The organism is Anaerobacillus sp. (assembly GCF_046314235.1).
Taxonomy (GTDB): Bacteria; Bacillota; Bacilli; order Bacillales; family Anaerobacillaceae; genus Anaerobacillus.
Genome location: NZ_JBKBWN010000003.1, coordinates 324,855 through 342,810 on the forward strand (window position 1 = coordinate 324,855; position 17,956 = coordinate 342,810).

The following is a 17,956-nucleotide window of genomic DNA, read 5'->3' on the forward strand; positions in this document are numbered from 1 at the left end:
ACAGATGAGATTACAACAGAATATGCGCCGGTTAATAAAACCAATCTTAGTTACTACGGTTATTTTCATTGGAGTACTCGGAGTGGCATTAGCAATATTAATTAAGGATGCGTATCAGATCGACCTTAGTAAACTAGAAGAACCTTTACCAAAGCCAACAATTATTATCGATAAAAATGGCGACGCAGCATCTGAATTGTCATCAGCGAGATTTACCTCGGTACCATTATCAAAACTACCCGAAGAATTAATCCAGGCGATTATTGCTGTAGAGGATCAACGTTTTTTTGAGCATTGGGGTGTCGATGTACGAGGGATAGCACGCTCGGCGTGGACGAATTTCCGCGCTGGATCGGTTGTGCAAGGTGGTAGCACGATTACGCAACAATTAGCGAAAAATTTGTTTTTGACATCAGATCGTACGTATACTCGAAAGTTTCGTGAGGTCATTACGGCATATCGAATCGAACAAAACTATAGTAAAGAAGAGATTTTAGAATTATATTTAAATCAAATTTATTTTGGAGAAGGAACATGGGGAATTCAAGATGCAGCTAGAGTCTACTTTGGAAAAGACGTTCAAGATATAACAATATCAGAAGCTGCGTTACTAGCGGCATTACCGAAAGCACCGACACATTACTCTCCCTTTCAGAATGAACAAAAGGCCAAAGACCGTAGGAACCTTGTTTTATCCTTACTTTATGACCAGAAATACATTGATAAGGAACAATATGACAACGCGGTAAATGAGGAAATCATCCTGAGGGATTGGGATTTAGAAGGTTTGAGGGGGAAATTCCCAGGCTATGTAGATTATGTCATTGAAGAAGCGATTCATAAATATGGGTTTAGTGAAGAATATCTTTTGACTGGTGGCTTGCATATTTTTACCCAAATGGACCCTATCGTGCAAACGGCAATCGAAACGGCGTATGCGACAAACGAACTTTTTCCTGCAAATAGTGGTGAGGAGCTTGTACAAAGTGCCTCTGTGGTGATTGATCCCTATACGGGTGGCGTACGAGGTCTTATTGGCTATCGTGGAAGCCATGTATATCGAGGCTTTAACCGTGCTTCGCAACTAAAACGGCAGCCGGGATCTGCGATTAAACCGTTGGCTGTTTTTGCGCCGGCGTTGGAAAATGGCTATAAACCAAACTCCACGCTTATTGATGAGAAAACAGATTTTAATGGCTATTCTCCGAGGAATTACAACGATCGCTATAGAGGGAGAGTTTCTTTATATGAGGCGTTAATTCATTCTATTAACGTTCCTGCAGTAGCTTTACTAAATGATATTGGTGTTAAAGCAGGTGTTGATTTTCTGCAGAGGGCAAGTATTCCGCTGCACCGGGATGATCGAAACTTAAGCATTGCCCTTGGAGGATTTACTGACGGAGTATCTCCTTTGGATATGGCACAAGCATTTAGTTTGTATCCTAATCAGGGTACAATGAAGAAAGCACATGCGATTACGAGGATAACTTCTAGTACGGGTGAAATTTTATTAGATGTTGTTGAGGAAGAAGTACAAATCATGAAACCTGAAAATGCCTATACAATGACTCAAATGTTAATGGGTGTTGTCCAAGAGGGAACAGGAAAAAATGCTGCATTAGACCGACCAACAGCAGGGAAAACAGGGACGACGCAATTACCGGCAACTGAGGCTTTCCAAGGTATTTCGGGAGCAAGAGATGCTTGGTTTGTAGGGTATACTCCTGAGTTAGTTACAGCTGTTTGGGTAGGTTATGACAAAATAGAGCCGAGTCAAGTAATGGAATCAACAGGTGGAAATCATCCAGCAAAAATCTTTCAGGCGATCATGGCAAAGGCATTACAAAATACGGCAATTACGCCATTTACGAAGCCGAACAATTATCAGGAAGAATTAAAAAAGCAACCCGGGCAAATAGATCAGCAGCCTAAAGAAAAAGAGAAGGAAAAGGACAAAAAAACTGGTAAAAGTAAAGAAAAAGAGAAAAAGAAAAAGAAAAAGCCAGGAAAGGGAAAAGGACGAAACTAAAGAATTTTAAAATGCGAGGCTATCCGATAAGTGTTAGAGTACCTCAAGGTCGCACTATAAATAGAAATGTATTCTATGCAAGATTTATTTATAGTAGGCGGGATGACTGATACTTTGTTTTTGGAAAGCCTCGATTTTTCTTTAGGTAGATAGAACTGTAGTAACGAACAATTTTCCAACATATCTATTAGGTAACCCAATAAAAGGAGGCGTTTTTTTGATTCCATCGATTGTCATTAAAATAGCTATACTAATTATTGCGATACGGTCTGGATATGTTGCAGTCAATATGCTATCAAATTATCGGAAAAGCCTATTAGATTTACTTTACCATGTTTCAATCTGTATCATCGCACTATCATTTTTCATCTAATCGTGTAATCCAGTCTCATTATTAACACTCTTTGAATTTTGGCATATAATAAAAAAATCACTTTTTGAGGTGCACACAAATGACTGATCCGCGAACGTTAGAGATAGTCGAAGAGTTCATACAAAAACGTTTTAACAAAATTCTAGAAAATAATGAGTTGGAAAACTTCGATAAGCTTCCGGGACTGGTGGAAGCGTTAAAATTGATTAAAGAAATCAATTTAGAAAATGAATAAAACAGCAATGAACTTTCCTTCAAGCTTGAGTGGAGATTTCACAATGCTGTTTTATAAAGCGCTAGCTAAAATATGTTACTTATAAAAAGGATGCCCATTAAGTATTGGTTCATTGAAGGTGTTAGATTTAGAAGTTAATATTCTTCTAAATACTAACACTTTATGAACGTCACTTTGTGTGGGCATCCTCATTTTAATTATTGTAATGAATGTATCGTAGTTAGAAACAATTGCTCATTTTGCTTGAAGTAACTATAAGAAACCTTTGCATCTGTTTCTAGCAATTCAACAAGTTCTTTTGAGCTTGCAGTCAAACGGTAGGCCTTTGGATTTCCGTCCGCATCAATAATTTCCACTGAATTGTTGTCAATTTGACCTACGTACTCACCTTCAACATTGCTGCCGACTTCCTCAAGTGTAATCTCCATTTTCGCACTTAAGTTTTCTGCTTCAGTGGCCATCGACCATACTTCTAATATATATGTGTCTGCTTGTAGTGTCGGGAAAATTTCTACATCAATATTCATTTGATATGAATCGCCAGCAGCGATCGTTTTCTCACTTATCATTAGTAAAAACATTTTATCCATTGAATACGTGTAAACAACTTCACCAGCTTTATCTTTAAGTTGGTATTCATACTCTTGGGAGCTTGGGATAGTAAAGACAATGTCTTTGTCAGACGTGTTCGTCATGGTGAATGTATAATAACCGTCTGAAAATTGTAAGTCAGTTTTAACCACTTCGTCGTTAATAACTTCCTTCCCATTTTCACCAGGTGTTTCGTAACCAGTTTGGTCACCGCCACCAACCTTTTTTTCTACTTCTCCTGAACCACAAGCTGTTGCTAATATAGTAGCTAACGTAATTGCCGATAATACTTTCCAATGTTTTTTCATAGTAATTGCCTCCTTTAATCTATTTTGTTCTGTTCAACTAATTAGTCGACAACTAAAATAAAAGGTTACAAGCAATCTATTTATTATTGTTTTACTAGTTTTTGATCCTAAAACTCTACATCTATGTATATGAGCAAAATAAGAAGTAATTTTCAAACGTTCATGTTATGATATGTTGTAGCTTTTTTGGGCACATTTTTTGTGTCCTTTTACTTCTTTAAAGGGGAAATACTATGACTTGGGAAATTTTGACGATCATCGGGACAATCGCTTTTGCCTTAAGTGGAGTCATTGTTGCGATGGAAGAGAATTATGATTTAATGGGGGTATATATATTAGGGCTAGTAACAGCCTTTGGTGGTGGGGCAATCCGTAATTTACTTATAGGGGTCCCAGTTTCTGCCCTTTGGGACCAAGGGCATCTCTTTACAGTAGCGATTATTGTTATGACGATTGCCTTTTTCTTTCCTAGGTTATGGGTGGCACGGTGGCTGCGATGGGGATTACTATTTGATGCATTAGGCTTAGCGGCCTTTGCTATCCAGGGTGCTTTGTACGCTACCGATATGGGCCATCCTATTAGTGCTGTTATTGTCGCTGCAACCTTAACAGGGACAGGTGGAGGAATGATCCGTGACGTACTCGCTGGGAGAAAGCCACTATTTTTACGAAATGAAATCTATATTGTTTGGGCGATGTTAGCAGGACTCGCAATTGGCGTCGGTGCGATCAAGGAACCAATAGGAATTACAGTGTTATTTGTTATCATCGTCGTATTACGAATGTTATCAGTCTACTTAAAGTGGGAGTTACCACGTCGGAGCATTAGTAATTAAGAAACAAAAATAGGCTGTACAAAATCAAATGATTAGTCGCCTCGTAGAACTAATATGGAACCTGTACAAACACATTTCTATGAATAGTATCATTTCGTGGTGGGTTGGCACTGTTCTTAAAACCATAAATAAAAAAGACGTCCCTAAGGACGTCTTTTTGCGTATTGCGGCGAGTGACTACACTCCACATAGTGTATTGCCAAAGGCGTGTCTCTCGACTTATGCAAATCAGCTCATCGCTTAGTAAATATACCATGGCAAATCCTAAAACACAATAGAAAATTATGGGCAAATATATTAACTTGCTAAAACACCCCTTTTATAAAAAGTTCTATGCAATTGTAATCTCTAGGGGATTTAAGTTCGTGGCGGTTGCGCTTGTACAGGTACGTATGGTCATTACTTATTTGGCATTACCCCACAACAAGTAAAAAAATGCTGACCAAATAGAAAAAGGTGACTTTTCGACAAAAGAAAAAAAGTTGGTATGGTACAATCTGGATTTTACATAAGATCAGAATAAGTGAGAAAAAGAAGGGAGTTGTTTTATTTGAGTAACTTTCCAAGTCAACAGCCGCAAACTCCACAAATGATTTCGTTAGTCGATCCTTATGTATATCAGACACTTTTAACTGTCGTAGGAAAAACGGTAGTCGTGCAAACATCTGAGGGCAATATCCGTGGCCTCTTAAGGGATGTAAAGCCAGATCATGTTGTTGTTGATGTTTCGGGTTCGTCCTTTTTCATTCGTACTCAATGTATTGTTTGGGTATTGCCGCAGTAAATCGATTGTAAATGAATACATGAATTGAGAAAGGGGCGAAGGTCTTGATCCAACGTTTTGATAAAATCCTCATTGATTTACCAAAGCCGGATTATCCAGATCCAAACGGTGCTTCAGCTGTTCAGGAATTACTCGGTGGTAAATTTGGTGAAATGTCGACATTAAATAATTATATGTATCAATCGTTTAACTTCCGTAACAAAAGAAAATTCAAACCTTTTTATGATCTAGTAGCAAGTATTACTGCCGAAGAATTCGGCCATGTAGAGCTTGTATCCCATACAATTAATATTATGTTAGAAGATACAACATTCCCGGGTGATCCTAATATCGCCCCAATGCAAAGTGCCAAAGACTTACGCTTCCATCATCATTTTATCGATACAGCGCAAACGGCCAAACCAGCTGATTCTCATGGCCGTCCTTGGACTGGTGATAATGTCTTTAATAGTGGTAATTTACTACTAGATTTAATCCATAACTTTTTCTTAGAGTGTGGCGCAAGAACCCATAAGATGCGTGTCTATGAAATGACAGAGCATCCAACGGCACGGATGATGATCGGTTATCTCCTCGTTCGTGGAGGAGTTCATATTATTGCTTATGCAAAGGCGATAGAAGTAGTCACTGGCGTTGATATGACGAAAATGTTACCGATACCGAATTTAAGTAATCGTGCTTTTGAAACAGCTAGACAATTTGAGGATGCAGGAGTTCATACAAAATTATATACATGGAGCCCAACAGACTTTCGAGATATTAACAAAATATGGAAAGGGGCACATCCTGAAGATGGAAGACCACTAGAAGTAATCATAGGTTCTCCTGAGGGTGCACCTACCCCTGATTACGATGCAGTCCCAGAAGAGTTCGCACCAGGAATATCGGCAGAGGACTACCAAAAGATTGTTAGTCGGTTAATGCGTTCTGCAGGATTGTAGTTTAACGTTAGGAGAGTACTAAGAACAGAGTATTTTCAATAAAAAGCTTCTATTAAAAATTCAGAAAAAAATGGTATAATATCTATAAGAAAGCACCGCATTTGCGGTGCTTTTGTTTATACATAGGGAATTTTTGGTGCCAGGCACCTGTAATTTATAGTTTCTCTCCATTTGTAGCAATTACATCTTTATACCAGAAAAAGGACTTCTTCTTTTTACGTTCTAAAGTGCCACTACCGTCGTCGTGCTTATCAACATAAATGAAACCATATCGTTTGGAGAACTCTCCTGTCGACATACTTACCATATCAATGCAGCCCCAGCTCGTATAGCCCATTAATTCAACACCATCTTCAATAGCTTCAGCCATTGCTTTAATGTGTTCACGAAGGTAGTCAATCCGATAGTCATCATGAATCGTGCCGTCTTCTTCTACTTTGTCATAGGCTCCTAGCCCATTTTCTACAACAAATAGTGGTTTCTGGTAGCGATCATATAGTTTGTTTAGGCTAATTCGTAATCCTTCAGGGTCGATTTCCCAGCCCCAGTCGCTTGCTTGTAAGAATGGATTTCTTACTCCGCCAATCAGATTTCCTTGTGCCGCTTCTTCTGCTGTCTTCAGCTTCTTTTCAGTACGGGACATATAATAGCTAAAGCCGATATAATCAACAGTGCCTTCCTTGATTAATTCCAAATCACCATCTTGTATATCCAAATCGATATCATGTTCTTTAAAATACCTCTTAATGAAAGCTGGATATTCACCTCGTACTTGCACATCAGTACAATAGTAATTAAAAAGCTGTTCCTCCTGAAGGGCATACATGACATTCTCTGGATGGCTATCAAAGGAATAAACAGGTGCAAAGAGAATCATACAGCCGATTTTTGAGTTTGGGATGATCGCATGGCATGCTTTGACAGCAATTGAACTTGCAATAAATTGATGATGATATGCTTGGAAAGTAGGTTGGTATTTATCCTCTTCTACTTGAATTGAAAAACCAAGACCTTGAATCGGCATCACCAAGCCGCTATTTATTTCGTTAAAAGTCATCCAAATTTTCACTTTATTTTTATAACGATTGAAAATGGTTTTTACGTATCTTTCAAAGAATGTTACAACTTGTCGGTTTCGCCAACCACCATATTCTTTGACAAGGTGTAATGGCATTTCATAGTGAGAAATAGTTACGACAGGTTCAATATGATGTTTATGCAACTCATCAAAAATACGATCGTAAAATGCTAATCCTGCTTCATTTGCCTCTAACTCATCACCATTAGGAAAAATTCTCGTCCAGGATATCGACATCCGAAAGACTTTAAAGCCCATTTCTGCAAAATAGGCAATATCTTCTTTGTACCGATGATAGAAGTCAATTGCTTCATGATTAGGATAATAATATTGATCAAGATCTATTTCAAAATCAAAACCTGACTTCATTAAAATATTATACCGCTCTTTTCCACCTGGAAGAACATCAGCAATATTTAATCCTTTATTCCCTTCATTAAACGCACCTTCAATTTGATTAGCTGCAGTAGCTCCTCCCCATAAAAACCCTTTAGGGAATTGGTTTTTTTTCATTATGATTACCTCCAGAAATTTATTCCTTCATTAATATTTGCTAATTTGGTAATTTATATCTTTCTTTTCCCTAAAAGTCAAGGAGAGAAAGACTACAAATGCATCATAACTACGTTTAGCTTGAAAGTATATAAATGAAGAGTATCTAGTTTTTTATAACGTAAATATGCATTTGTTACATAAATGTAACGCTATGTTTCTACATAAAGGTTATGTTAAAATGGCATTATTCATTTTTAAAATAGGTGAAGGAGGCACTAAATTAATGTTCACAAACGAAATTATCGCTTCTTTTAATGAATTAGAAACTTCTTTATACAATTATATTTGTCAGAATAGTACTAAAGTGGCTTATATGAGAATTCGTGAATTAGCGGATGAAACACATGTATCAACAGCTACAATCATCCGTTTTTGTAGGAAACTAAATTGTGAGGGTTTTTCCGAATTTAAAGTAAAGCTTAAAATGCAATTAAAAGAGAATAAAAAGACGATCATAAAAGGGTCTCAACAATCAGTAATGGAATTTTTCGAGCGAACGCTAAAAGGTAATCTAGAAGAAATAATTTTAGAGGCTGCAAGTCTAGTTACAAAAGCAGAGAACGTCATTTTTATAGGGATTGGAAGTTCTGGTATTCTTGCTGAATACGGTGCAAGATATTTTTCAAGTTTAGGTAAATTCTCGTTGTATATTAAAGATCCTCATTTTCCGATTCACTCGAAACTTCGCAATCATAGTGTAACAATTGCTTTATCAGTCTCAGGAGAAAATGAGTTCACGATCGCTCATCTAAATCAACTTAAACATGAAGGTAGTAAGATCATTAGTATTACCAACAATAAACTCTCAACGATCGCAAAAATCTCTGATATCAACATTCCTTACTATGTCACAGAGGAATTTTTCGAAGAATCTAATATTACTACCCAAGTACCAGTTGTCTATATTTTAGAATCGATGGCACGTGAAATACATAAACTTACTCAATAAACGATTGGTGCCAGGCACCTGTTGTTTAATTTTGGTGTCTGGCACCTACTAAGTTAAATTTTTTTAAAAAATAGTGAAACTTTTTAAATGTTCATCCGTCTTTAGAGGGACTGAACAAGAGAGAGAGGTGATTTTCTTTGGAAGAGGAGTTCGCAAAAGAAAAAATTCAAGAGTGGTATAGCTTGTATAGTGATGATATTTATCGCTTTATTCTAATGATGATCGGGGACGATGCGGAAGCGAAGGATTTGACGCATGATACGTTTCTTCGTGCACACAAAGGGATTGCTAGTTTTGAGGGGAAGGCTAGTGAGAAAAACTGGTTATATAAGATTGCAAGAAATACGACGATCGATTTCCAAAGAAAGCGTAGGCCGATTCAGTATGTTGTGGAATTATTTACGACGTATCCCTCGGCGGATCGTTGCCCTGAGCAGCTAGTGACTTTAGGCGAAGCGGAAGAGATTTTATATCGCTCGCTAAAAAAGTTAAAGCGTTCCTATCAGGAGGTTATTATTCTACGAAAAATCAAGGAACTAACGATTGAGGAGACTGCCGAAATACTAGACTGGAACGAAAGTAAAGTAAAAAACACGTTATTTCGTGGCTTGGCAGCCTTAAAACAACAAATGGAAGAGGAGGGATACAATCATGAAACAGCATAACACTGAACATGAACTTGATCGCACCTTTCAAAGCTTTAAAAATATTGGTCTTAATGAGGAGGAGAAAACAGATATGTACAAAAAGTTAATGGGAAATATAAACGACTCAAACCAAAAAAAGAAAAAGGTTCGTTTTTTTCAATCGGCTATTCCACTAGCAATGACCGCGCTACTCTTGATGATTGGCGGGTTGTATGTAACTCAAATGTTCTTTCCTAATGAGCAAGTTAGCCCTGGTACGGAATTGAGTGATAAAGAAACGGCGATCAATGAATTGAAGCCGACAGATTTTTACGAGTTTCGTCTCGTTGCTTTCTTTGAGGAGTTCCCATACTCTGATTGGCAAGGAGATGAAAGCTTAGATCCTGGCTTGAAAAAACAGTTTGAGATTTATGAAGAATTGACGACGATAGTTCCAATTGATAGGTTAGAGGAGTTTCAGCTATTTATGCCAGACTCAAAATATGTAGAGGCGTTCGGTGTGAAGGAATTCCCAACGTTTATTGGTTTTGACCACACGGGGATTTTCTTTACATCAAATGAATTAAACGATGTTGAAGATTTCATGGAACATGTTCAACAGCAACAAGCTATGGCAGGCGCTATCGCAATAAGGACAATTGAGGAATTCCCTTATGAGATTAAACAGCCAACGGTAATGCCGTTTGAACCGGTGTGGACAGACATAGACGGTAGAATTGTTCAGCACACTTCTGCCTTTTTGAATATTTCCTATAGTGACCAAGAAAATAGAATGGAAATCGTTATAATGTCGGATAGATCAATTGAAGACCCACCGTTGGAACACGAACTACCGTTGGAAGAATATCAACAGGTACAACTGAGTGATGGTACTAAGGCACTTTATACCTTGGATGATCGTATACAGGTTCTGATCTGGGATGACGGTGAGTTGAATTACAGGATTATCATTTATCTTGAAGAAAAAGCTGTAGAGAAATATACGATCACTGAATTAATTGAGATTGCAGATTCGTTTGAATAGGGAAGAGGTTATATTTAAAGGGGTTTCCATCATCAAATATATGCGGTAAAAATAGTCGCTTTTAACGAATTAGGCATTACTTCAAACAATCGAAGTAATGCCTACACTTGTTACCCATAAAGATAATAAAGGACCGTCAAAAGAAGTGCGGGAATTAACACGATAACGTATATTAAAGATAATCGGATCATTCGCTTTTTTGTTGTTTTGATGTAATTTTTGTCGTTTGGCTTAACAGCAATCATAATTGTGGCTACTAATGCTGCAAAAGTAATGATAGCACTTAAGATGATTAAAATGGTCACTAGAACAGGCCTCCTAATAGTGGACTCGCTTATAAGAGTATACCAAATGAACAGCCAAAACGGTTACTAGTTTGCTTTGTAATCAGACTTATTATAAGTTTAATCTGAGACTCTTGCCGTTTGCATTTCAGTCATTCTCCATTGTAAAGTGGAAGTAATAATAGGGGAGGTGATGTGCCAGTGTGCGGTAGATTTACGTTAACTGCTGAAGTAGAGGCGATTAGTGAACGTTTTAACTTTGATCCTCCAATAAGAGGATATGAGAAACGCTACAATATTGCACCAAGTCAGCAAGTATTAGCAATTATCCATGACGGTAAGAAAAATAGGGCAGGCTATTTGAAATGGGGACTAGTTCCGCCCTGGGCAAGTGATCCTGCAATTGGTCATAAATTAATTAATGCTCGTGGAGAAACCGTTGCTGAAAAACCGAGCTTTAAGCAAGCTTTCAAAAAAAGACGTTGTTTAATTCTTGCGAATGGATTTTATGAATGGAAACGTGATGGCAAAATAAAAATACCAATGTATATTTCACTAAAAGACAATCGTTTATTTGCTTTTGCAGGACTTTGGGAAACGTATAAAACAGAGGGAAACCCATTACATACATGTACAATTATCACTACTAGTCCTAATGAACTTGTTCGTGACGTTCATGACCGGATGCCGGTTATTATACCAAGAGAAAAGGAACAAACATGGCTTGATTTGACGATGGAAGAGTCTCGGGTACAAGAAATAATCAAACCATATCCCGCTGAAGAAATGTTTACCTACCAAGTTCCTAGTCTCGTAAATTCACCTAAAAATGAAGGGTCAATCCTATTAGAAAGGGACGAGCCTACAACGTTTTTCTAGCTAGAAGCTGCGGTTTATATCGAAATGGTAGCCATAAAATTATAAAAAACAGTCTTGGGTAATATTCCAAGGCTTATTTACATTTATTTATCAAATTAATGGAAAATATATGTTAATATAGAAATTATTAAGGGGTTTTTAGATAACTAATTGGAACTGTGAATTGCTAATGGAGAAAATAAAAGAGAGGAACGGATAGGAACAAATGCGGAAAAATTGGTATTATGCTATTTTAATCATTGTTTTATTAACCGTTACCCAAATCTATCCAATGTTAAATGTAAAAACAGTTGACATGGTTAGTGAAGAGACGGAGCATTTTTTGCTTAATTTCGAGGAAGTTGATAGATTAGTAGCATTAGAGATAGGGCAGGTATTAGAAGCAAAGAAAGCGGATATTGATAGAACTCTCAATTTTGAAAACGATGGGAAAACTGAAGTTTACATATACCCAGATCAAGGTACTTTACACGGAAAGAAATACGGAATGGTCGGCAAGATCATTGCACCCGAATGGTATATTGGTGACAATATAGGTGAACAGGTTTTACTAGTATCACCGAGTAATCCAGGTCCCATGCATTCTTATGAGAGTGTGATGTTAGCAGCTGTTCATGAATATGTTCATACGGTAGTTTATCAGATTAACAAGAAAACACCTAAATGGATAAATGAAGGATTAGCAGTCTATTTGGCAGAGCAACAACCTGACTCTAATTCTATCAATAAAATTTATGCGCCTTCATTTAAAGATACTCGTACAAACAATCCGATAAAATTCGGTAATATGGGCGGCTATGAATATTCTTATACGTATATGAGATTTTTGGATTCTCAGTTTGGTCTTGAAGCCGTGTCGACTTTACTTAGGAACGGACTAGATTATGAAGCTGCGTTTGGCTACACAGAAGAGGAGTTATATGAGATGTGGATAGTTTATTTAGAAAAGGTTTATTAGGATAAAAAGAGAGCCGAGTTTTTCTATGAAACTATAAGCACTTTTATGGTGATTTAATTTTTTCGTCAATAATTTCCCAGCCTTTATTGACGAAAGACCTTGTCATAGAAGGTGAACTTAACGAAGTATCTTTAGTAGAAATCTTAGCGAAAATAAATAAGTATGTGTATTGAGCCTGCACCCCAATTATTAGATACAAACAACAATTGGGGTGCAGCTTTTTGCTGTTGCCTAAAACTCCGGTAAATTGTCTAAATTATTTTCTTTAATTCCGTCAGGTTCACTTCGCAAGATGTCGCGACCATATTTATGAAATACGTCAACATGGGCTAACTTGCCAGCCTTGGCGTCATTTAGTGCCTCCACATAATCTAGTTGCCTACCTGAGCTTGTTTGAAAGGCAATTAAATCACCATCATCATTTTTGCGTACTGCGACAATATGCTCTTTCCCATCGTCTTGGCTCATGTCTATCTGATCTGCCTTTTGCCGATATTCTTCAAAGATTTTTTCGAAATGATCATTCTTTTCCACGAATATCCCTCCTTCTCTCATAGTTTGTGTAAACAATGTTGTTTAATTCAAAGCGATTCGTGAAATAATTTTATAGAGAGAAAGGGGAGTTAAAGGTGCAAATTTATTTTTCGCCAGAATTCATTAATCAAAATGCCCAAGTTTTAAATATAGTAACGGACCGCAATGAAGCGATTGGTTACCTATCTTTTTTGATGGAAGAAGATAAAATGTATGTTTTTAGTCAATTAGAAGAGGAAGGTGTATGTGAAGATTACAAAGACCTTGTTAAACCTTATTTACAAGGCTTAACGAAAATCAAACCAGAATTAGAAGTGATGATGTACTTAGCTGTAGGTGGGAAAAAAATTGATATTGAGTTAGATAAGGAATAGAAATAATTAGAACAAAAATAAAGAAAATACATCCTCTTGTCGTAAAGGCTTGTATCGGTGAATACAATGTACAAGCGGTTAGTTTGTCCGACTAACTGAACAACTTTACTGACTGGAGGATGTTTTTTATTATGAGTATTTTTTTAGGTTATATCTTCTTAGGCTTATCATTAGCAGCACCAATTGGTCCAGTAAATGCTGCACAACTTGACCGTGGCATAAAAAATGGTTTTTTTCACTCCTGGCTTGTAGGTTTAGGTGCAACGATTGCGGACGGCATTTACATGCTCCTTGTATTTTTAGGTGTTGTCCACTTCCTAGAGATCCCCTTTATGCAAACGTTCCTTTGGTTGTTTGGTTTTTTTGTCCTTGTTTATACTGGGTTTGAAAGCATCCTTGGTGCAAAGGAAGCAGCAAACTTAACTCCAGCTGAACGAAGTAAAGAGTCTTATTCTAAGTCCTTCTTATCAGGATTTTTTATTTCCTTATTTAATCCATTAACTATTCTTTTTTGGCTAGGAATTTTCGGCTCTATTTTAGCAAAAACCGTAACAACCAATGATTTAAGTACTGTCCTACTTTATACGGGAGCAATCTTTTTAGGAATTACCGTTTGGGACATTACGATGGCAACGCTTTCGAGTAGTTTACGAAAATTTTTGACGAGTCGTTTTCTCGTTACTATTTCTGTTCTATCTGGATTGTCGCTGATCGGTTTTGGTGTTTACTTTGGCATTCAGGCTGCTACTGTTTTATTTTCGTAAAAACAGAAGGCATCTTAGGCTTCTTCGGTTTCTTCCAATGTTGTTTCATGAACAAGGTCACAATTAGGATGATCAAAACAAAGGCGACACTAACAAAAAAACCTGGACGGCTTATACTATGGAATAGCGTTCCAAAAACAGCGAACATGACAAGGGCAAATCCTAGAAAACGTTTGACGTTATCGAGAGTTGTTAGCTCGTGGATTTTACCATAAGAGCCGATGATAAATAACCAATTGTAGAGAAGCATTAATCCTGCAGCAGTTGTAATGTATTCATAAATACGCCCTGGCATAATGATCGCCAAGATGATCGAAACGATGATCCCGGCAGTAGTTAATAAAATTGCATTAATAGCAATTTTATTGTTTTTCACTCTTTTTGCTAATCCTGCCGGTGCATCTTCATCTTCAGCTAAGGTTACTAAAATTCGAATGACTGCGAATAAGGAAGCAACCATCGTTGAAAAGCCTGCGATGATAAAAACGCCGTTAAAAATATCAGTAACATAAGGGACATTGTAATTCGCTAATGATGTGACGAATGGACTCGTGTCGGTTTTAATTTTATTGACCGAAACCATAAGTAAAGCTAGCCCAATGGAAGCGACATAAAGTCCTGTTAGCGAAAAAAGCATGACTTTTCCCGCTTTCGTGGCATCATTCATATTCGTTAAGCGGATCGCTAAAAGCCCGACAATCTCAATCCCACCAAACCCGTAAAATCCGAAAATTAACGACGGTAAAAAACCACGAATTCCATTTGGGAAAATCCCATCATACGTTCTTGGGACGGTGACCTCGGCATCAGCACCGCCAAATACGCCGAATAAAGCAACGATGGCTAAAATAATAAACATTACGATCGCTGCCAGTTTAAGGACGGCTAATAAGTTTTCAACTCTGTCAAAACCACTAGGTCCTGCCAAGATGACAAGTAGCCCTAAAGCGGCATATCCACTTGCAAAAACCCATAAAGGGATATTTGGAAACCAAAATTTCGTAAAGATTGATAAGGCCGTCATTTGACTCCCCATAATAAGCATTTCGGAAAGAAAGTAAACCCAACCACTACTAAAACCAGCCCAACGTCCGTAAGCTTTTTTAGCATATGTACGAAATGAGCCTTTTTGTGGATCGGCAATCATCATTTTTGCTAATGCTTCATAGACAAAATAAGTTCCTAAACCAGCTAGAGCGTACGATAGTAGGACAGAATATCCTGCCATATTAATAGCAATACTTGAACCTAAGAAGAAGCCTGTCCCAATTGTACAAGCAACCCCTAATAAAGACAGTTGCCACCACTGCAAGGGTTTTTCTTGCTGTTCTTTAGACTTCGTCTTCAATACATTCCCCCCTTTTTCATTCTTATATTTTCTGATAAAAGAGCAGAGTTTATGTAAAAGAATGCAGAAAGGAGGGAGGGAATTAAATGTTAACAGTAAAAGTAATGAGCAATAATCGTCGCTGTTATTGTAATTTCGCCAGGCTGAATCGGTGTTGCTTCAGCCTTTGCCAGCATTGTAGTCGCCAATGGTACTGGAGGTGAAATGACTTGCGAAAAATCCTCGATTTTATAAGGGACCGGGTTTAGATTAACAGGTAACTGTGAAGTTAATGTTAGCGCCTTCTGATAAGCATTTTGTAAGGCTATCTTTAAGGCCTCATTATAATAAGCTTCTGGATGAACAACCGTAAATTCAATATTGGAGACAGAGTTAGCGCCTTGACTCACAGCAAGATCAACGACTTGACCAGTTAGTTCAATTTGATTAATTTTGACTAGCAACTGATGAGTGACCTGGTAGCCTCGGAAGATTTGCCTGCCATCCTGGTAATCGTACATAGTGTCAATCCGGTAAATCACGGTTTGAATTTGATCTTTTGGGATTCCGAGTTCGACAAGCGCTGCAATTACATTTGAAATGATCCTTGCATTTTCCTCTTGAGCTTGTTGTAGGCTCTTTTTTTCTGTAATTGCTCCAATTGTAATGTTAACTTGATCTGGGGCAACGGAAATGTTGCCTTCACCAGAAACCTTTAAACGTTTCGCTTGGAAATGAGGATAATACATTGGTGTCAACTCCTTCGTAAATGAACTTCTACTTCTATAATATTAAGGAGATAAAGTTACAGAACATAACGAGAAGGGGCAATATTAATTTTCTTAGAATACCGGTAACGCTAGTTATACGTAAACTTTAGTTACGTTGTGTTATTCACTCTTTACATCGTAACAGTGTTATGTTACATTGGTTTTAACAAAACGAACTTCTGGAGGTGAAGAAATGGTTGAACACTTAATTTCAAAAAAAGACTTGTTAAATGAAACAGGGATTTCATATGGACAGTTATACCGTTGGAAGCGAAAAAATCTAGTTCCTGAAGAGTGGTTCGTTCGTAAATCAACATTTACTGGACAGGAAACGTTTTTCCCAAGGGAGAAAATCCTAGAAAGAATTGAAAAAATTATTAATTTAAAGGATGATCTCTCATTAGATGAACTAGCCGATATGTTTTCTGACAGCCCAACAGATCTTACTTTATCTAAAGAGGAGTTAATGAAACGTAACATTGTTTCAATTACTTCCTTGAGTGTTTTTATAGAAACGGTTGGCGACCTAAGCGAATACTCATTTGATGTTATTCTTTATGTTTATGTTCTTGATGAACTGTTACAAAGTGGTGAAATAGGTTTTGATGAAGGGAAACAAATTTTACAAACGTTAGTTGATCATTATCCGAAATTTCAACAAAAGAGCTGTGAGCTCTTCGTCATGAGGAAAATGGGGATCGCCATCGCTCTTTTAATAGCAAGTGGTGAAGAAATTCACCTAGAAAAAACAGCGAAGATCGCAGTCAAATTCTCGATTAGTGCGGCAATTGAAAGTTTAAAAAAGAAAATTCATGTGGGAAGTTAGCACTCAAATTTAGATCAATAGGCAAGGAAGCTAAAAAGTTGGCTATTTAGTATTTATAGAAAAGTCTAGAGAACGAGGTCAAACCCAATATCCCTTAAGAAGAATTTGTTCGATAGTAGAAAAATAATCTAATGAGGTGAGAAAATGATGGAAGCGCAAAAGATTGGTGATCTAATTATTTCTGGAAATGGAAGTACAGCGGGTGGGACGTTTACGAATGTAAAATTAAATGGGAATGGAAAAGTAAACGGTGATATCGAATGTCAAAGCCTAGAGTGTAATGGATCAAGTAAGGTAGAAGGAAATGTAAAATCAAAAACAACTAACGTAAATGGAAGCACCAAATTTATTGGAAACCTCACTTCTGAACGAGTAAGCTTTTCTGGTAGTTCGAGAGTAGAAGGTGATTTGACATTTGATTACCTTATCTCAAAAGGTGCTAGTAAAGTTACTGGGGGGGTAAAAGGGGAAAAAATGCTAGTAGAAGGCACGATCGATATCGGCGCAGATTGCGAAGCAGAAGAAGCAAATTTTCAAGGAAGCTTTACGATTGACGGGCTTCTTAACGCAGACAAAATTTTGGTTAGCTTACATGGTAGGTGTTATGCAAAAGAGATCGGTGGAGAAATGATTAATGTAAAGAAATCGATAGGTCCCTCACTTGGATTAGATAAATTTTTCAAAATATTATCTAGAGATTTAACAGCGGAGATTATTGAAGGAGACGTCGTCGAATTAGAATACACGAAGGCAAAGGTTGTACGTGGTAACAAGATTAAAATAGGCTCGGGTTGTGAAATTGAACTGGTTGAATACAAAAATCAATTAGAGACCAGTAAAGATGCTAAAGTGAATGAGAGTAGAAAAATCGAGTAAAGCTAAAAAGGTTG

At 37.3% G+C, this 17,956-nt stretch carries 21 protein-coding genes; 15 read left to right on the plus strand and 6 right to left on the minus strand.

Annotation, left to right across the window (positions count from 1 at the left end; translation table 11 throughout):
* Positions 1-4 precede the first annotated feature (4 nt).
* The 3 genes from ACK4M9_RS05720 to ACK4M9_RS05730 all read left to right on the plus strand — a co-directional run bounded on the left by ACK4M9_RS05720 (position 5) and on the right by ACK4M9_RS05730 (position 2,637).
* Positions 5-2,029, plus strand: coding sequence for a transglycosylase domain-containing protein (locus tag ACK4M9_RS05720; RefSeq protein ID WP_409848632.1), 2,025 nt, complete (start codon positions 5-7; stop codon positions 2,027-2,029).
* 217 nt (positions 2,030-2,246) lie between these two features.
* On the plus strand, positions 2,247-2,402 hold the full coding sequence (locus tag ACK4M9_RS05725; RefSeq protein WP_409848633.1) for a hypothetical protein: 156 nt from the start codon (positions 2,247-2,249) through the stop codon (positions 2,400-2,402).
* Positions 2,403-2,481: 79 nt separating this feature from the next.
* Entirely contained in the window at positions 2,482-2,637 is a 156-nt protein-coding gene (locus tag ACK4M9_RS05730) for a hypothetical protein (protein ID WP_409848634.1), read from the plus strand.
* Between the two features lie 197 nt (positions 2,638-2,834).
* On the opposite strand, the gene ACK4M9_RS05735 is transcribed toward ACK4M9_RS05730, so the two are convergent.
* A complete protein-coding gene (locus tag ACK4M9_RS05735; protein WP_409848635.1) occupies positions 2,835-3,536 on the minus strand; it encodes a BsuPI-related putative proteinase inhibitor in 702 nt (233 codons plus the stop codon).
* Between the two features lie 233 nt (positions 3,537-3,769).
* Between ACK4M9_RS05735 and ACK4M9_RS05740 the strand changes: the two genes are divergently transcribed.
* The 3 genes from ACK4M9_RS05740 to ACK4M9_RS05750 all read left to right on the plus strand — a co-directional run bounded on the left by ACK4M9_RS05740 (position 3,770) and on the right by ACK4M9_RS05750 (position 6,097).
* Positions 3,770-4,372, plus strand: coding sequence for a trimeric intracellular cation channel family protein (locus tag ACK4M9_RS05740; protein WP_409848636.1), 603 nt, complete (start codon positions 3,770-3,772; stop codon positions 4,370-4,372).
* Between the two features lie 589 nt (positions 4,373-4,961).
* Positions 4,962-5,156 carry a YuzF family protein gene (locus ACK4M9_RS05745; RefSeq protein WP_409848726.1) on the plus strand — a complete coding sequence of 65 codons (195 nt, stop codon included), beginning with the start codon at positions 4,962-4,964 and terminating at the stop codon, positions 5,154-5,156.
* Between the two features lie 44 nt (positions 5,157-5,200).
* Positions 5,201-6,097 (plus strand): manganese catalase family protein, encoded by an 897-nt coding sequence (locus ACK4M9_RS05750; protein ID WP_409848637.1) that lies wholly within the window; start codon positions 5,201-5,203, stop codon positions 6,095-6,097.
* Positions 6,098-6,251: 154 nt separating this feature from the next.
* Here the strand turns inward: ACK4M9_RS05750 and ACK4M9_RS05755 are convergent, their stop codons facing one another.
* On the minus strand, positions 6,252-7,688 hold the full coding sequence (locus tag ACK4M9_RS05755; protein ID WP_409848638.1) for a glycoside hydrolase family 1 protein: 1,437 nt from the start codon (positions 7,686-7,688) through the stop codon (positions 6,252-6,254).
* Positions 7,689-7,953: 265 nt separating this feature from the next.
* Between ACK4M9_RS05755 and ACK4M9_RS05760 the strand changes: the two genes are divergently transcribed.
* The 3 genes from ACK4M9_RS05760 (at position 7,954) to ACK4M9_RS05770 (ending at position 10,350) form a co-directional block, all read left to right on the plus strand.
* Complete coding sequence (locus ACK4M9_RS05760; RefSeq protein WP_409848639.1) at positions 7,954-8,679, plus strand: MurR/RpiR family transcriptional regulator; 726 nt, start codon at positions 7,954-7,956, stop codon at positions 8,677-8,679.
* 137 nt (positions 8,680-8,816) lie between these two features.
* On the plus strand, positions 8,817-9,344 hold the full coding sequence (locus ACK4M9_RS05765) for an RNA polymerase sigma factor (RefSeq protein ID WP_409848640.1): 528 nt from the start codon (positions 8,817-8,819) through the stop codon (positions 9,342-9,344).
* Positions 9,331-10,350, plus strand: a complete 1,020-nt coding sequence (locus tag ACK4M9_RS05770; protein ID WP_409848641.1) for a hypothetical protein — start codon at positions 9,331-9,333, stop codon at positions 10,348-10,350. Before ACK4M9_RS05765 ends, ACK4M9_RS05770 begins: the two co-directional genes overlap by 14 nt.
* Before the next feature lie 110 nt (positions 10,351-10,460).
* On the opposite strand, the gene ACK4M9_RS05775 is transcribed toward ACK4M9_RS05770, so the two are convergent.
* Entirely contained in the window at positions 10,461-10,655 is a 195-nt protein-coding gene (locus tag ACK4M9_RS05775) for a hypothetical protein (protein ID WP_409848642.1), read from the minus strand.
* A gap of 180 nt (positions 10,656-10,835) precedes the next feature.
* On the opposite strand from ACK4M9_RS05775, the gene ACK4M9_RS05780 reads away from it, so the two are divergent.
* The gene (locus tag ACK4M9_RS05780; protein ID WP_409848643.1) at positions 10,836-11,513 is read left to right on the plus strand and encodes an SOS response-associated peptidase; all 678 of its coding nucleotides are present in this window, start codon (positions 10,836-10,838) and stop codon (positions 11,511-11,513) included.
* Between the two features lie 205 nt (positions 11,514-11,718).
* Positions 11,719-12,471 carry a hypothetical protein gene (locus tag ACK4M9_RS05785; protein WP_409848644.1) on the plus strand — a complete coding sequence of 251 codons (753 nt, stop codon included), beginning with the start codon at positions 11,719-11,721 and terminating at the stop codon, positions 12,469-12,471.
* Between the two features lie 231 nt (positions 12,472-12,702).
* On the opposite strand, the gene ACK4M9_RS05790 is transcribed toward ACK4M9_RS05785, so the two are convergent.
* On the minus strand, positions 12,703-12,939 hold the full coding sequence (locus tag ACK4M9_RS05790; protein ID WP_409848727.1) for a DUF3892 domain-containing protein: 237 nt from the start codon (positions 12,937-12,939) through the stop codon (positions 12,703-12,705).
* 161 nt (positions 12,940-13,100) lie between these two features.
* On the opposite strand from ACK4M9_RS05790, the gene ACK4M9_RS05795 reads away from it, so the two are divergent.
* Both ACK4M9_RS05795 and ACK4M9_RS05800 read left to right on the plus strand, forming a co-directional pair.
* Positions 13,101-13,379, plus strand: a complete 279-nt coding sequence (locus ACK4M9_RS05795; RefSeq protein WP_409848645.1) for a hypothetical protein — start codon at positions 13,101-13,103, stop codon at positions 13,377-13,379.
* Positions 13,380-13,510: 131 nt separating this feature from the next.
* Complete coding sequence (locus ACK4M9_RS05800; RefSeq protein WP_409848646.1) at positions 13,511-14,143, plus strand: LysE family transporter; 633 nt, start codon at positions 13,511-13,513, stop codon at positions 14,141-14,143.
* Here ACK4M9_RS05800 and ACK4M9_RS05805 read toward each other — a convergent pair.
* Entirely contained in the window at positions 14,124-15,491 is a 1,368-nt protein-coding gene (locus ACK4M9_RS05805) for a GerAB/ArcD/ProY family transporter (RefSeq protein WP_409848647.1), read from the minus strand. The two genes, ACK4M9_RS05800 and ACK4M9_RS05805, sit on opposite strands and share 20 nt — an antisense overlap.
* Before the next feature lie 89 nt (positions 15,492-15,580).
* On the minus strand, positions 15,581-16,219 hold the full coding sequence (locus ACK4M9_RS05810) for an SIMPL domain-containing protein (protein WP_409848648.1): 639 nt from the start codon (positions 16,217-16,219) through the stop codon (positions 15,581-15,583).
* Between the two features lie 214 nt (positions 16,220-16,433).
* Between ACK4M9_RS05810 and ACK4M9_RS05815 the strand changes: the two genes are divergently transcribed.
* Complete coding sequence (locus tag ACK4M9_RS05815) at positions 16,434-17,066, plus strand: YhbD family protein (protein WP_409848649.1); 633 nt, start codon at positions 16,434-16,436, stop codon at positions 17,064-17,066.
* A 144-nt stretch (positions 17,067-17,210) separates the two neighbouring features.
* Positions 17,211-17,942: a polymer-forming cytoskeletal protein gene (locus ACK4M9_RS05820; RefSeq protein ID WP_409848650.1), complete on the plus strand. Its 732-nt coding sequence runs from the start codon at positions 17,211-17,213 to the stop codon at positions 17,940-17,942.
* The last annotated feature ends 14 nt before the right edge of the window (positions 17,943-17,956 follow it).

Excerpts from the sequence above, each read along its gene's own strand:
- ACK4M9_RS05770 (WP_409848641.1), top strand. The coding sequence starts at position 9,331 with ATGAAACAGCATAACACTGAACATGAACTTGATCGCACCTTTCAAAGC.
- ACK4M9_RS05740 (WP_409848636.1), top strand. The coding sequence starts at position 3,770 with ATGACTTGGGAAATTTTGACGATCATCGGGACAATCGCTTTTGCCTTA.
- ACK4M9_RS05785 (WP_409848644.1), top strand. The coding sequence starts at position 11,719 with ATGCGGAAAAATTGGTATTATGCTATTTTAATCATTGTTTTATTAACC.
- ACK4M9_RS05755 (WP_409848638.1), bottom strand. The coding sequence starts at position 7,688 with ATGAAAAAAAACCAATTCCCTAAAGGGTTTTTATGGGGAGGAGCTACT.
- ACK4M9_RS05730 (WP_409848634.1), top strand. The coding sequence starts at position 2,482 with ATGACTGATCCGCGAACGTTAGAGATAGTCGAAGAGTTCATACAAAAA.
- ACK4M9_RS05790 (WP_409848727.1), bottom strand. The coding sequence starts at position 12,939 with ATGAGCCAAGACGATGGGAAAGAGCATATTGTCGCAGTACGCAAAAAT.
- ACK4M9_RS05800 (WP_409848646.1), top strand. The coding sequence starts at position 13,511 with ATGAGTATTTTTTTAGGTTATATCTTCTTAGGCTTATCATTAGCAGCA.
- ACK4M9_RS05735 (WP_409848635.1), bottom strand. The coding sequence starts at position 3,536 with ATGAAAAAACATTGGAAAGTATTATCGGCAATTACGTTAGCTACTATA.
- ACK4M9_RS05760 (WP_409848639.1), top strand. The coding sequence starts at position 7,954 with ATGTTCACAAACGAAATTATCGCTTCTTTTAATGAATTAGAAACTTCT.
- ACK4M9_RS05815 (WP_409848649.1), top strand. The coding sequence starts at position 16,434 with ATGGTTGAACACTTAATTTCAAAAAAAGACTTGTTAAATGAAACAGGG.
- ACK4M9_RS05720 (WP_409848632.1), top strand. The coding sequence starts at position 5 with ATGAGATTACAACAGAATATGCGCCGGTTAATAAAACCAATCTTAGTT.
- ACK4M9_RS05745 (WP_409848726.1), top strand. The coding sequence starts at position 4,962 with ATGATTTCGTTAGTCGATCCTTATGTATATCAGACACTTTTAACTGTC.
- ACK4M9_RS05820 (WP_409848650.1), top strand. The coding sequence starts at position 17,211 with ATGATGGAAGCGCAAAAGATTGGTGATCTAATTATTTCTGGAAATGGA.
- ACK4M9_RS05810 (WP_409848648.1), bottom strand. The coding sequence starts at position 16,219 with ATGTATTATCCTCATTTCCAAGCGAAACGTTTAAAGGTTTCTGGTGAA.